The organism is Bradyrhizobium frederickii, from assembly GCF_004570865.1.
In the GTDB taxonomy this organism is placed as follows: Bacteria; Pseudomonadota; Alphaproteobacteria; order Rhizobiales; family Xanthobacteraceae; genus Bradyrhizobium; species Bradyrhizobium frederickii.
Map to the genome: position 1 here is coordinate 1 of NZ_SPQS01000030.1, position 12,608 is coordinate 12,608.

The following is a 12,608-nucleotide window of genomic DNA, read 5'->3' on the forward strand; positions in this document are numbered from 1 at the left end:
CCCCCCTTGCGGGGGAGGGTGGGGGAGAGGGGTGGCCAAGGAAAAGGTGTTTGTACTCGGCGGCGGGCGGAGCGACCGAGAGATTCCCCGTGTGGTACCCCTCTCCCTGCCCCTCCCCCGCAAGGGGGGAGGGAATGAGACAGAAGTGCTCCCCTCACTTTACTTTCGCGAAATTTGAGCGCAGCGCGGCCGTTGCGCGCTTCTTCAAATTTCCTCCGTGACAACACCGCGTTCTAACAGTTCACCGCCGCACTCCGGCCAAGCCAAGCCCGTTCTACTGTGCATGGGGTTGTTTTCCGCTTTTGTCTTCACCAGCCTAACCCGACCGTCGAGAACGCCATTCACACCCCATTCATGCCGGTTCCCGTTCCATGCGGCCGTTCATGGAGAGGGACCTCATCGATGCAAATTTCCAACGAAGGCCTGCTCGTCATCCTGTTCGTCGGCCTGGTGGCCGGCTGGCTTGCCGGCAAGATCGTGCGGGGCGCCGGGTTCGGCCTGATCGGTGACATCGTGATCGGCATCTGCGGTGCCTTAGTGGCGAGCCTTCTGTTTCCAAAGCTCGGCATCCGCCTCGGCACGGGCCTGATCTCCGAGATCGTCTATTCCGCCATCGGCGCCGTCATCCTGCTGCTGGTGGTGCGGCTGGTGCGGGGCGGCGGCCGGCTCTAGCAGCCGTCCGGCTCGATCGATCGGAACTTGCCGCCTCTTCCAGATCTGGGGAGAGGCGGCGACGTCTGCACCAAAAAGCCGCAAAGACTGTGAAATACCGGACTTGCGTGCTCGGCCGCCAGGAGTAGATGTGGCCCTTCGGGGCTCTGAATGAACCGGCCCGCGTTGGACGCCGCGCCAACATGATGTTAATTCGGGGCGCGTATCCTGAATTGCCCGTGAAATCAGGGGCTTTGGCCCCGCCAGAAAGAGATCAGACTGATGGCAGCCCCTGGCGCCCGCCGTTCAGAGCTCGGTGACGCCTTGCGCGCCTGTCGCACGGCGTTCGTCGGCGTCGGCCTGATGAGCTGCATGATCAACCTGCTCTATCTGACCGGGTCGATCTTCATGCTGGAGGTCTACGACCGGGTGCTGCCGAGCCGCAGCATTCCGACCCTGGTCGGCCTGATCATCCTCGCCGGCTTCCTCTACATGGCGCAGGGCGTGCTCGACATGATCCGCAACCGGATCCTGGGGCGGATCGGCACCGCGCTGGACGAGGCGCTCAACAAGCGCGTGTTCGACACCATCGTGCGCCTGCCGCTGCTGGTCGGCAGCCGCAACGAAGGTCTCCAGCCGCTGCGCGATCTCGACAACGTCCGCTCCTTCCTCGGCGGCATGGGCCCGAGCGCATTCTTCGATCTGCCCTGGCTGCCGCTCTACCTCGCCATCTGCTTCGCCTTCCACGTCATGATCGGCGTCACCGCGTTGATCGGCGCCGTCATCCTGGTTGGCCTGACGCTGGTCACCGAATTCATGTCCCGCCAGCCGGCGAAGGAGGCGATGGGCCTTGCCGCCCAGCGCAACGATCTCGCCCAGGCCAGCCGCCGCAACGCCGAAGTCATGGTGTCGATGGGCATGGCCGGCCGGATGAACCAGCGCTGGAGCGAGGCCAACGAAAAATATCTCGCCGGCAATCAGCGCGCCAGCGACGTCGCCGGCGGTCTCGGCGCGGTCGCAAAGGTGCTGCGCATGATGCTGCAATCGGCCGTGCTCGCGGTCGGCGCCTATCTCGTCATCCACCAGGAGGCGACCGCCGGCATCATCATCGCAGGTTCGATCCTCGCCGCCCGCGCGCTGGCACCCGTCGACCTCGCCATTGCGCACTGGAAATCCTTCGCCGCCGCGCGCCAGAGCTGGCACCGCCTCACCCGCCTGCTGGAGCAGATGCCGGCGCAGGCGACGCCGACCCAGTTGCAGGCGCCCACCAGCCGGCTTTCGGTCGAAGGCGTCGCCATGGTGCCGCCCGGCGACCAGCGCCTCATCGTGCAGGACATCACCTTCACGCTCAGTGCGGGCAACGGCCTCGGCGTGATCGGCCCGAGCGGCTCCGGCAAGTCGTCGCTGATCCGTGCGCTGGTCGGGGTCTGGCAGCCGGTGCGCGGCAAGGTGCGGCTCGACGGTGCGGCGCTCGATCAATGGTCCTCCGACATGCTCGGCCGGCACATCGGCTATCTGCCGCAGGACGTCGAATTGTTTGGCGGCACCATCGCCCAGAACATCAGCCGGTTCGATCCCGAGGCGACGTCCGACGCCATCATCGCGGCGGCGAAAGAAGCCGGCGTGCACGAGATGATCATCAAGATGCGCGAGGGCTACAACACGCAAGTCGGCGAGCAGGGCACCGCACTCTCGGCAGGCCAGGCGCAGCGCGTGGCGCTGGCGCGCGCGCTCTACGGCAATCCGTTCCTGATCGTGCTGGACGAGCCCAACTCCAACCTCGACACCGAAGGCGATGAGGCGCTGACCCGCGCCGTCCGCGCCGCCCGCGAGCGCGGCGCCATCGTCGTCGTGGTGGCGCACCGCCCGATCGGCGTCGAGGCGGTCGACCAGATTCTGGTGCTGCGCGACGGCCGCATGCAGGCGTTCGGTCCGAAGGAACAGATACTGGCCCAGGTGCTGCAGCCGCGCGCGACGCCGCCGGCGCCGATCAAGATCGTCAGCGAAGGCGGAGTGGCCAAACCATGAGCACAAAGCCATGAGCACGATGGCCATCGGCGGCCCCAAGCCAGACGCGAAGAAGACCGTTCGGGACTCGATCAAGTTTCACCTCCTGCTCGGACTTGGCATCGTGCTGGTGCTGGTCGTCGGTCTCGGCGGCTGGGCGTCGACCGTGCTGATCTCGGGCGCGCTGATTGCGCCGGGCCAGATCGTGGTCGAATCCAACGTCAAGAAGGTGCAGCATCCGACAGGCGGCGTGGTCGGCGAGGTGCGCGCCCGCGACGGCGACCTGGTCAAGGCCGGCGACATCGTGGTGCGGCTCGACGACACCGTCACCAAGGCGAACCTCGCCATCGTCACCAAGAATCTCGATGCCGCGCAGGCGCGTGCGGCGCGGTTGCAGGCCGAGCAGCGCGGCGTCGACAGAATCGAATTTCCGCAAACCCTGCTCGAACGCGCCAACGATCCTGACGTCAGGCTGCTGCTCTCCGCCGAAACCAAGCTGTTCGACGTCCGCGTCAACGGCCGCGCCGGACAGAAGGCGCAGCTGCGCGAGCGCATCACCCAGCTCAACGAGGAGATCGCCGGTCTCAGCGCCCAGGAGAAGGCCAAGGACCAGGAGATCGCGCTGGTGCAGAACGAGCTCACCGGCGTACGCGATCTCTACGACAAGCGTCTGGTGCAGCTCTCGCGCCTGACCCAGCTCGAACGCGACTCGGCGCGCCTCAATGGCGAGCGCGCGCAGTACATCGCCGCGCGCGCCCAGGCCAAGGGCAAGATCACCGAGACCGAGTTGCAGATCATCCAGGTCGACAAGGACGTGGTGAGCGAAGTCTCCAAGGATCTGCGCGAGACCAACGACAAGATCGGCGAACTGATCGAGCGCAAGGTCGCTGCCGAAGACCAGCTTCGCCGCATCGACATCCGCGCGCCGCAGGACGGCATGGTGCTGCAATCCAACGTGCACACGATCGGCGGCGTCGTCACCGCCGGCGACGCTCTCATGCTGATCGTGCCGCAGGCCGACGACCTCCAGGTCGAGGCCAAGGTCAATCCGGTCGACATCGACAAGCTCCAGATCGGCCAGAAGACGCTGCTGCGCCTCTCCGCGTTCAACCAGCGCACCACGCCCGAGCTCAACGGTCTCGTCAGCCGCGTCTCGCCCGACGTCACCACCGACCAGCGCACCGGCCAGAGCTACTACACCATCCGCGTCTCGATGCCGGCCGAAGAGATCGCCCGCCTCGGGGACGTCAAGATGATTCCCGGCATGCCCGTGGAAGCCTTCGTCCAGACCGGCGACCGCACCATGCTGTCCTATCTGATGAAGCCGCTGCACGACCAGCTGATGCGCGCGTTCAGGGAGAAATGACGCGCGCGTAGGGTGGGCAAAGGCGCAAAGCGCCGTGCCCACGATCTTTCGCACGATAAGCATATTGGTGGGCACGCTTCGCTTTGCCCACCCTACGGGACCGCCTTCTTTGCTATAGTTCGACTCAAGCCCAAATAACCCGGCGGTCGAACAATGCAATCTCCTCCCTCCATCGCCACTGAATCCTTCTCCGACGCGTCCCTCGCCGTCGCCCGCCTCGAAGAGATCTACGAGCGCAACACAAAGTTCCTGCGCGAGCGGTTCGAGGCCTATGTCGGCGGCGAGGCCGTCGCCGCGCGGGTGCGGGCCTACTATCCTTTTGTCCGCATCACCACCGCGACGCATGCGCGGCTGGATTCGCGTCTCGCCTACGGCTTCGTCGCCGGGCCCGGCGTGCATGAAACCAGCGTGACGCGGCCGGATCTGTTCCGCAGCTATCTCGTCGAGCAGATCGGATTGCTGATCCAGAATCACGGCGTGCCCGTCGAGATCGGCGAATCGGCCGAGCCGATCCCGATCCATTTCGCCTATCGCCGCGACATCAATATCGAGGCCGCCATCACCACCAGCGAGAATTCGTCCGTCGCGCGATCGCTGCGCGATGCGTTCGACGTGCCTGATCTCGCCGCCATCGACGATTCCATCGCCGACGGCACGTTTGAGCTCCGGCCCGGTGCGCCCGAGCCGCTGTCGCTGTTCCGCGCCGCCCGCGTCGATTACTCGCTGCGCCGGCTCTATCACTACACCGGTACAGATCCCGAATATTTCCAGAACTTCGTGATCTTCACCAATTACCAGTTCTACGTCGACGCTTTCGCGCAGCTCTGTCAGCAGCGGCTTCAATCTGGTGAGGTCGGCCTCGATGCCTTTGTCGCGCCGGGCAACCTCATCACGCAGAGCGGCGGCGCGATCAGCGGCACCGCGCCGGCGCGCATGCCGCAGATGCCGGCCTTCCATCTGGTCGTATCGGGCTATCGCGGCATCACCCTGATCAATATCGGCACCGGTCCGTCCAATGCGCGCAACGTCACCGACCACGTCGCCGTGCTGCGTCCGCACGCCTGGCTGATGCTCGGCCATTGCGCGGGCCTGCGCAACACGCAGCGGCTCGGCGATTACGTGCTCGCGCACGGCTATGTGCGCGAGGATCACGTGCTCGACCGCGAGCTGCCGCCGTGGGTGCCGATTCCGGCGCTGGCGGAGATGCAGGTCGCGCTCGAAGAGGCGGTCGAGGACGTCACCGGCCTCGAAGGTTTCGAGCTCAAGCGCCTGATGCGCACGGGGACGGTGGCGAGCGTGGACAACCGCAATTGGGAGATCTCCGGGCCCGAGGTGATCCGCCGCCTGTCGCAATCGCGCGCCGTTGCGCTCGACATGGAATCGGCCGCGATCGCCGCCAACGGCTACCGCTTCCGCGTGCCCTACGGCACGTTGCTGTGCGTCTCCGACAAGCCGCTGCACGGCGAGATCAAGCTCGCCGGCATGGCCAGCGAATTCTACCGCCGCCGTGTCGGCCAACATCTCGAGATCGGCCTGAAGGCGCTGGAGCGGCTCAAGCAGCAGGAATCGGAGCGGCTGCATTCGCGGAAGCTTCGCAGTTTTGCCGAGGTGGCGTTCCAGTAGGGCGAAGCTGCTCTTTGCTGCTGACAACCGGAGCGATTTTCAGCATTGTCCGTCGCGGGGGCTCGACCGGGACGACTTGATGCCACTGACGCGCGACAGGATCATCGGCCACGACCTTGAACGGCTGGCCTTTCGCTTCACTATGCTGAACGACGGCGAGGTCGTGCATTGCCAGATCAGCGACGCCGCGATGGACGAGCTCGCGGGCATGCAGGGCACCGAGAGCAGCGCGCGGCAGGCGCAGTTCCTGTCGCTGCGCGAGACCATCGAGCGGATCGCGTCGGATGTCTATGACGAAGCGCCGCGGGTGCCGGGATATGTGGTGCGGATCTTCATGCGGCATTTGGGGCGGTGAAGTGATCGTTGCCGCAAGCGAAAACCCCGCCCCGTCACCTGAGGTGCTCGCCTCTTCGGCGAGCCTCGAAGGGCGACGGCCCCGCGGCAGCTCGGCCGCCCATCCTTCGAGGCTCCTCACGTGGCGCGTTGCGCCACGTGTCTCGCACCTCAGGATGACGGTTCTGAAATCGTGATTGCTGCGAGCGGCACCAGCATCACCCCTCCAGCTTCCCCAGCAACAGCCTCAGCGCGGTCGCCGCGAACATTTGCATGTTGCCGAGCCGGTCGTTACTGCCCGTCTCCAGCGTCATCACCTCCGACACAGGCCCGGCGACCGCCATGCAGCTATGGCCGGCGGCATCGCCGTAGCGGTTGCCGGTGGGACCGGCGGCGCCGGTCTCGGACAGGCCCCAGTCGCTGTTGAAGCGCGTTCGCATCTGCCCCGCCAGCAGCTGCGCGTAGGGCTCCGACGAGGAGCGAAAGCCCTTCATTCCTTCGTCCGAAATATCCATCAGCACGCGCCTGGCATCTCGGGTGTAGACCACCGCGCCGCCGAGGAAATAGGCGGACGCACCGGGTACCGCGAGCAGGCTGGCCGCGATCAGGCCGCCGGTGGAGGATTCGGCGACGGCAATGGTCTGTTTGCGCGCGATCAGTTTGGCGGCGATCTGTTCCGCAATGCCGACCAGCTCTTTCATTCCCTTAACCTCTCGTTTCCCGCAACCGAGCTGCGCCTTCCTAGCATATGCCGGAAGCCTTGGCCGAGTTGCGGGCGACGGGCAGGCCTGCTTGAATGGCGGGGACAAAAAAGACATGCGAGGAAACGTGAGAAGGGAGACGTGATGGCGTCCCTGATCGCCGGCGGCATCGATTGCGACGTGCATCCGGCCGTGCCGCATCTGACCAGCCTGCTGCCGTACCTGAACGAATATTGGCGCGATCAGGTGACGACGCGCGGCATGGTCGACCTCATCTCGCAATCCTATCCGCAGAACTCGCCGATCACGGCGCGACCCGACTGGCGTCCCGAGACAGGCAAACCCGGCGAGAGCCTGGAGGACATGCAGCGTCATGTGCTCGATCCCTTCAAGTTCAAGCATGCCATCTGCAATCCGCTCTACGGCGTGCAGATGGTGTTCTCCGAGGACATGCAGGCGGCCTTCTGCCGTGCGCTGAACGACTGGCTCGTGAAGGAATGGCTCGACCGCGATCCGCGGTTGCGCGGCTCGATCGTGATCCCCACGCAAAGCGTCGAGAAGGCCGTGGCCGAGATCGAGCGCTGTGCGCAGGACAAGCGCTTCGTGCAGGTGCTGATGCTGGTCATGGGCGACACGCCGCTCGGCAAGCGCGCGCTGTGGCCGATCTACGACGCCGCGGAACGGCTGGAACTGCCCGTCGGCATCCACGCCGGTTCCGCCTATCACAATCCGCCGACCGCCGTGGGATGGGGTTCCTACCACATCGAGGACTATGTCGGTCAGGCCCAGGCGTTCCAGACCCAGCTCACCAGCCTGATCGTCGAGGGCGTGTTCGCCAAATACCCGCGCCTGAAAATGGTGCTGTTGGAATCGGGCGTCTCCTGGATCTCGCCCTATCTCTGGCGATTGCACAAGTTCTGGCGCGGGGTGCGGATGGAGACGCCATGGGTCGATCGCGCGCCGCTCGACATTGTGCGAAGCAACATCCGCTTCTCGTTACAGCCATTTGATGCACCGCCGGATGAGACGACATTAAATCGCCTGTTTGAGCATATGCAGTCCGATGAATTGGTCCTATTCTCCACGGACTATCCGCACTGGCAATTCGACGGCCAGGACGCGCTGCCCGAAGGGCTGTCCCCCGATCTCGTGCGCAAGATCATGATCGACAATCCGCATACAACCTATCCCCGCCTGACGTGAGCCCGCTGCCAAAGGAGGCAAGGCGATGAATATCCAGTTCCGCGAGAACCAAGAAGCCGCTTCCCCGCTGACCGTCAAAACCGCGATTGCGGACTGCGACATCCATCCGGCACGCGCCACCCGCACCGAGCTCTATCCCTACCTCGCCAAACGCTGGCAGCATCATCTCGAAGTCTACGGCGTGCACGCCTATCAGGGCATGATGGAAGGCCCGCCTTACCCAAAGGCGCAGCCCAACGCCTCGCGTCGTGACGCCTATCCGCCGGAAGGCGGGCCGCAGGGCTCCTCGCTCTCTTTCATGCAGAAGCAGCTGCTCGATCCCAACAACGTTCAGCTAGGCGTGCTCAATCCGCTCAACACCGGGCAGGGTATCCGCAATCACGAGCTGTCGGCCGCGCTGTGCTCGGCCATCAACGACTGGCAGATCGACAAATGGACCAGCAAGGACAAGCGGCTGAAGGCCTCGATCGTCGTCGGCAATGAGGATGGGTTGTCGGCCGCCGCCGAGATCCGCGAGCGCGCCGGCGACAAGAACTTCGTGCAGGTGCTGCTGCTCAGCCGCAATGTCGAGCCGCTCGGCCAGCGCCGCTATTGGCCGATCTATCAGGCCGCGGAGGAAGCGGGGCTCCCTGTCGGCGTTCACGCCTTCGGCTTCGGCGGCAACCCGATCACGCCATCGGGCTGGCCATCCTATTACATCGAGGAGATGGTCGGGCATTCGCAGTGCCAGCAATCGGCGCTGGCGAGCCTCGTGCTGGAAGGCGTGTTCGAGCGCTTCCCGAAACTGAAGATGGTGATGATCGAGGCTGGTTTCGGCTGGGGACCGTCGCTGGCCTGGCGGCTCGACAAGGCGTGGCAACGCCTGCGCAGCGAGGTGCCGCATGTGAAGCGGCCGCCGTCGGAATATATCCGCGAGCAGGTGTGGTGGACGACGCAGCCGATGGAGGATCCCGAAAGCCGCGAGGATCTGTTCGACGTCATCAACTGGATTGGCTGGGACCGGCTCTTGTTCGCCACCGACTATCCGCATTGGGACTATGACGAGCCCTCGCGCGTACTGCCGGCCGGCGTCAGCGAGGCCAACCGCGAGGCGTTCTATCTCGGCAATGCGAAGAAGCTCTATGGACTAGCTTGATGGCGCGTCATGTGATTGCCGCGGTCGACGAGCTTCCGCCGGGCACGCGAAAATTCATCGAGATCGACGGACGGCCGATCGCGGTCTTCAACATCAAGGGCGAATATTTCGGCCTGATGAACCGCTGCCCGCATCAGGGCGCGGCGCTGTGCGAGGGCCCGCTGATCGGGCTCGCGCAATCAAAGGACCCTGGTGAGATCGAATACACCAGGCTCGGGGAGATCATCCGCTGCCCCTGGCACGGCTGGGAGTTCGACATCCGCACCGGCCAGTCCTATTGCGACCCCCGCCGCTTCCGCGTGAAGGCCTATCCGGCCCATGTCGAGCCCGGCGCGAACGTGGTGAAGGGGCCGTATGTCGCCGAGACGATCCCGGTCACGATCGAGAGCGACTACGTGGTGGTGGAGCTGTAGGCCAACCGCGCGTCATTCCGGGGCGCGCGCAGCGCGAGCCCGGAATCCATCGTGCGACAGGAATGCTCGGAGAAATGGATTCCGGGCTCGCCCTCTTCGAGGCGCCCCGAAATGACATCCCAGGGGGAAGAATCCGCCGATTTTTCAGGCCTTGTTCTGCGTGGCAGCAAGCATCCATTGGCGGAACGCGGTGAGCTTCGGCGACTCGCGGCGGCCCTCCGGGGCGACCAGGTAGAAACCGGCATCGGCCGGCAGCGCGATCTTGAAGGGCACCACGAGCCGGCCCTTGGCGATGTCGTCTTGCACATAGGAGGTCCGCCCCATCGCCACGCCAATGCCGTCGATCGCGGCCTGGATGGTCATGAAGATCATGTCGAAGGTGATGCCCGGCTGCCTTGCGATGTCCGCCGGCAGTCCCGCCGCGGTCAGCCATAGCCGCCAGTCATCGCTGTTGGCGTTCGAGGTGTGCAGCAGCGCATGGTTGCGCAGATCCTCCGGCCGGCGCAGCGGCTTGTCGCCGCGCAGCAGCGAAGGGCTGCACACCGGAAACAGCTCATCCGCCATCAGCCAGTCGGCGCGCAGGCCCGGCCACTGGCCGCGGCCATAGCGGATCGCGGCATCGACATTGTCGCGCTGAAAGTCGACGAGGCTGGTCGAGGTGGTGATGCGCACGTCGATGCCGGGATGCTGCTCCTGGAAATCTGTCAGCCGCGGCAGCAGCCATTTCGCGGCGAGCGAAGCCAGCGTCGACACCGTCAGCACCTTGTCGTCGTCCTTGCGCAGCAACCGGTCGGTCGCAAGCCGCAGGTCGTTGAAGGCCGCGCGGACGCCAGGGAGATAGTCGCGCGCTTCCGGCGTCAGGGCCAGCGCGCGGTTCTGCCGGATGAACAGGCGGATGCCGAGCTCCTCCTCGAGCCGTCGGATCTGATGGCTGATCGCGGTCTGCGTCACGTTCAGCTCGGCGGCCGCCAACGTGAAGCTGAGATGGCGCGCGGCGGCCTCGAATGCCCGCAATCCGTTCAGTGACGGCAATCTGGCAGTCATTTGGCAGCAGGATACATGACGTTATTTCATGCGAATGGGTACAAATTGTCGTTTGTCGCAGTGCACTAGGAAGCAGATATTAGCACTCAAGTTAGCTCTAGGAGCTCAAGATGTCTACGTTGACCCACACTTCGATGACAAATCATCATGCGCCTGGCTTGATCGAGCAGATCGGCGAGACGCTTCACGTCTGGTATGAGCGCTACCGGACCAGGCGCGAGCTCACCCACTGGACCGCACGCGATCTCCAGGATGTCGGACTGTCCTGGAGCGACATCGCCTATGAGGCCGACAAACCCTTCTGGCGGGCCTGATTGGCCGCCAGGCCGGCGCCGCCTGAGCACAGGGGCGCCGGCGGTCCCTTTCCCGGATGGCCTGTGTCATGAGCACCCTTCGCCTGGAAGAGTTGAAGCAATATTCGGACACGCTGCGCACCCGGCATGGCGAGGCGCTCAACGTCCGCTTCATCGAGCCGCGCGACACCGAGGAGCTCCAGCACTACTTCCGTTCGCTTTCGACCCGCTCGCGCTACAACCGCTTCTTCGGCGCCATCAGCGAATTGCCGGAAGGGTTGTTGCACGACTTTCTCCAGATCGGTGATGGCGAGCGCTTCACGATCGTCGCAACCATGATGGTCGACGGCTTCGAGACCATCGTCGCCGAGGCGCGCTACGCGCTGCATCCCGAGGCCGCGACGCTCGAGTTCGGCCTGTCGGTCCACGACCGCTGGCAGGGCCACGGCATCGCCACCGCGCTCATGAAGAACCTCGAATGCCGCGCCGCCGCCCTTGGCGCCGAGCACATCTTCGGCGAGACGCTGCGTTCCAACGAGACCATGGTCTCGCTCGCGCGCAAATCCGGCTTCACCTTCGTCAATCATCCCGACGATTGGAAGCTGGTGCGTTTCGACAAGGAGATCTCGGTCGCACCGAAAGACATCCCCTGCGCGAGCTGGCGCCTCGCCGCCCTTTCCCGTCAGGCCGAACGCCCCTCAGCCTCGGCCTGACATCACTGAGAAGCCCGGCCTGGTGAAACCAGCCGGGCTTTTTTTGCCCTCGCGATCTCTCTCCAGCGTCATTCCGGGGCGCGCGCAGCGCGAACCCGGAATCCATTTCACCGCGCGTTTCGCGGCCCGATGGATTCCGGGTTCGATGCTGCCGCATCGCCCCGGAATGACGCCGTGGACGTCGAGGCGCCTACTTCCCCGTGAACACCGCTTTCCTCTTCTCGATGAACGCCTGCACCGCCTCCTTGTGATCTGCGGTCGTGGTCAGGCGGACCAGCCGCTCGGCTTCATGGTCGCGCGCGGTCTCGAAGTCGAACAGCACGGCCTCGTCGAGATTGTCCTTCATGTAGCGCAGGGCGAGGCGCGGTCCTTCGGCGAGTGATTTAGCCAGCGCGAAGGCCTCGGTCTGCAATTTGTCGTCGGGCACGACGCGGTTGACGAGCCCGATCGCTTCGGCCCGTGCGGCATCGACGCGGTCGCCGGTGAACATCAATTCGCGCGCCCGCGCGGTGCCGACCAGCCGCGTCAGCAGCCAGGCGATGCCGTAATCGCCTGACAGCGCGACGCGGGCATAGCCGGTGGCGACGAAGGCGGATTGCGCGGCGATGCGGATGTCGCAGGCCATGGCGATGGCAAGGCCGGCGCCGACCGCGGGGCCGGGCAGGGCGGCGATGGTCGGCTTGCGCACCGACACCAGCGCGCCGGTCAGCAGCCGCTGCCGCTCCTGCAGATCGGCGATCCGCTCCTCGATCGACATTTCCAGCTTCTTGGGGTCGCGATGCGCACCCATGCCCTTGACGTTGCCGCCGGCGCAGAACGCCTCGCCCGCGCCGGTGAGCAGCAGCGCGCCGACGTCGCGATCCTCGCCACAGGTCCGGATCATCGTGCGCAGCGCCGGCGTCAGCGCGTCCGACAGCGAATTGCGCGCCTCCGGCCGGTTCAGCGTGATGACAGCGACGCGGTCGCGAATGACGCAGAGCAGCTCGTTGGTGCCGGTGTCGATGGTGGTTTCCGTGGTCATTGATCCTCCCTGTTCTTGTAGGGTGGGCAAAGCGAAAGCGTGCCCACCACCTTTGTCCGTTTGCGTGAGACGGTGGGCACGGCGCTACGCGCCTTTGCCCACCCT

The 12,608-nt window shown here is 65.1% G+C and carries 13 protein-coding genes; 10 read left to right on the top strand and 3 right to left on the bottom strand.

The features are described from left to right. The first annotated feature begins 402 nt into the window (after nucleotides 1–402). From E4K64_RS34055 to E4K64_RS34075, 5 genes are all read left to right on the top strand, one after another. Complete coding sequence (locus tag E4K64_RS34055) at nucleotides 403–672, top strand: GlsB/YeaQ/YmgE family stress response membrane protein (RefSeq protein WP_135167255.1); 270 nt, start codon at nucleotides 403–405, stop codon at nucleotides 670–672. A 258-nt stretch (nucleotides 673–930) separates the two neighbouring features. Beyond that, on the top strand, nucleotides 931–2,679 hold the full coding sequence (locus E4K64_RS34060; protein WP_135167256.1) for a type I secretion system permease/ATPase: 1,749 nt from the start codon (nucleotides 931–933) through the stop codon (nucleotides 2,677–2,679). Nucleotides 2,680–2,689: 10 nt separating this feature from the next. Beyond that, nucleotides 2,690–4,024: an HlyD family type I secretion periplasmic adaptor subunit gene (locus E4K64_RS34065; RefSeq protein ID WP_135167257.1), complete on the top strand. Its 1,335-nt coding sequence runs from the start codon at nucleotides 2,690–2,692 to the stop codon at nucleotides 4,022–4,024. Between the two features lie 153 nt (nucleotides 4,025–4,177). Further along, entirely contained in the window at nucleotides 4,178–5,647 is a 1,470-nt protein-coding gene (locus E4K64_RS34070; protein ID WP_135167258.1) for an AMP nucleosidase, read from the top strand. Nucleotides 5,648–5,726: 79 nt separating this feature from the next. Continuing rightward, complete coding sequence (locus tag E4K64_RS34075) at nucleotides 5,727–6,002, top strand: DUF1488 family protein (protein ID WP_167772407.1); 276 nt, start codon at nucleotides 5,727–5,729, stop codon at nucleotides 6,000–6,002. A gap of 196 nt (nucleotides 6,003–6,198) precedes the next feature. On the opposite strand, the gene E4K64_RS34080 is transcribed toward E4K64_RS34075, so the two are convergent. After that, nucleotides 6,199–6,681 carry a CinA family protein gene (locus E4K64_RS34080; RefSeq protein ID WP_135167259.1) on the bottom strand — a complete coding sequence of 161 codons (483 nt, stop codon included), beginning with the start codon at nucleotides 6,679–6,681 and terminating at the stop codon, nucleotides 6,199–6,201. A 144-nt stretch (nucleotides 6,682–6,825) separates the two neighbouring features. Here E4K64_RS34080 and E4K64_RS34085 point away from each other — a divergent pair, with 144 nt between their 5' ends. The 3 genes from E4K64_RS34085 to E4K64_RS34095 are packed head-to-tail and all read left to right on the top strand — an operon-like array spanning nucleotide 6,826 to nucleotide 9,432. Then, nucleotides 6,826–7,884 (top strand): amidohydrolase family protein, encoded by a 1,059-nt coding sequence (locus E4K64_RS34085; protein WP_135167260.1) that lies wholly within the window; start codon nucleotides 6,826–6,828, stop codon nucleotides 7,882–7,884. Nucleotides 7,885–7,909: 25 nt separating this feature from the next. After that, nucleotides 7,910–9,019, top strand: a complete 1,110-nt coding sequence (locus E4K64_RS34090; RefSeq protein ID WP_135167261.1) for an amidohydrolase family protein — start codon at nucleotides 7,910–7,912, stop codon at nucleotides 9,017–9,019. Continuing rightward, a complete protein-coding gene (locus tag E4K64_RS34095; RefSeq protein ID WP_135167262.1) occupies nucleotides 9,019–9,432 on the top strand; it encodes a Rieske (2Fe-2S) protein in 414 nt (137 codons plus the stop codon). The genes E4K64_RS34090 and E4K64_RS34095 overlap by 1 nt, the downstream gene beginning before the upstream one ends. Nucleotides 9,433–9,576: 144 nt before the next feature. Here E4K64_RS34095 and E4K64_RS34100 read toward each other — a convergent pair whose 3' ends face one another. Beyond that, nucleotides 9,577–10,476, bottom strand: a complete 900-nt coding sequence (locus E4K64_RS34100) for a transcriptional regulator GcvA (RefSeq protein ID WP_135167263.1) — start codon at nucleotides 10,474–10,476, stop codon at nucleotides 9,577–9,579. 110 nt (nucleotides 10,477–10,586) lie between these two features. Between E4K64_RS34100 and E4K64_RS34105 the strand changes: the two genes are divergently transcribed. Together E4K64_RS34105 and E4K64_RS34110 are read left to right on the top strand one after the other, a co-directional pair. Beyond that, entirely contained in the window at nucleotides 10,587–10,790 is a 204-nt protein-coding gene (locus tag E4K64_RS34105; RefSeq protein ID WP_135167264.1) for a DUF1127 domain-containing protein, read from the top strand. Between the two features lie 68 nt (nucleotides 10,791–10,858). After that, nucleotides 10,859–11,482 carry a GNAT family N-acetyltransferase gene (locus E4K64_RS34110; RefSeq protein WP_135167265.1) on the top strand — a complete coding sequence of 208 codons (624 nt, stop codon included), beginning with the start codon at nucleotides 10,859–10,861 and terminating at the stop codon, nucleotides 11,480–11,482. A gap of 190 nt (nucleotides 11,483–11,672) precedes the next feature. On the opposite strand, the gene E4K64_RS34115 is transcribed toward E4K64_RS34110, so the two are convergent. Further along, nucleotides 11,673–12,503 (bottom strand): enoyl-CoA hydratase, encoded by an 831-nt coding sequence (locus tag E4K64_RS34115; RefSeq protein WP_135167266.1) that lies wholly within the window; start codon nucleotides 12,501–12,503, stop codon nucleotides 11,673–11,675. Between the last annotated feature and the right edge of the window lie 105 nt (nucleotides 12,504–12,608).

What these genes read in the sequence shown, in the direction of transcription:
- E4K64_RS34055 (WP_135167255.1), top strand. Translation starts at nt 403, where the DNA reads ATGCAAATTTCCAACGAAGGCCTGCTCGTCATCCTGTTCGTCGGCCTG.
- E4K64_RS34065 (WP_135167257.1), top strand. Translation starts at nt 2,690, where the DNA reads ATGAGCACGATGGCCATCGGCGGCCCCAAGCCAGACGCGAAGAAGACC.
- E4K64_RS34070 (WP_135167258.1), top strand. Translation starts at nt 4,178, where the DNA reads ATGCAATCTCCTCCCTCCATCGCCACTGAATCCTTCTCCGACGCGTCC.
- E4K64_RS34075 (WP_167772407.1), top strand. Translation starts at nt 5,727, where the DNA reads ATGCCACTGACGCGCGACAGGATCATCGGCCACGACCTTGAACGGCTG.
- E4K64_RS34080 (WP_135167259.1), bottom strand. Translation starts at nt 6,681, where the DNA reads ATGAAAGAGCTGGTCGGCATTGCGGAACAGATCGCCGCCAAACTGATC.
- E4K64_RS34085 (WP_135167260.1), top strand. Translation starts at nt 6,826, where the DNA reads ATGGCGTCCCTGATCGCCGGCGGCATCGATTGCGACGTGCATCCGGCC.
- E4K64_RS34090 (WP_135167261.1), top strand. Translation starts at nt 7,910, where the DNA reads ATGAATATCCAGTTCCGCGAGAACCAAGAAGCCGCTTCCCCGCTGACC.
- E4K64_RS34095 (WP_135167262.1), top strand. Translation starts at nt 9,019, where the DNA reads ATGGCGCGTCATGTGATTGCCGCGGTCGACGAGCTTCCGCCGGGCACG.
- E4K64_RS34100 (WP_135167263.1), bottom strand. Translation starts at nt 10,476, where the DNA reads ATGACTGCCAGATTGCCGTCACTGAACGGATTGCGGGCATTCGAGGCC.
- E4K64_RS34105 (WP_135167264.1), top strand. Translation starts at nt 10,587, where the DNA reads ATGTCTACGTTGACCCACACTTCGATGACAAATCATCATGCGCCTGGC.
- E4K64_RS34110 (WP_135167265.1), top strand. Translation starts at nt 10,859, where the DNA reads ATGAGCACCCTTCGCCTGGAAGAGTTGAAGCAATATTCGGACACGCTG.
- E4K64_RS34115 (WP_135167266.1), bottom strand. Translation starts at nt 12,503, where the DNA reads ATGACCACGGAAACCACCATCGACACCGGCACCAACGAGCTGCTCTGC.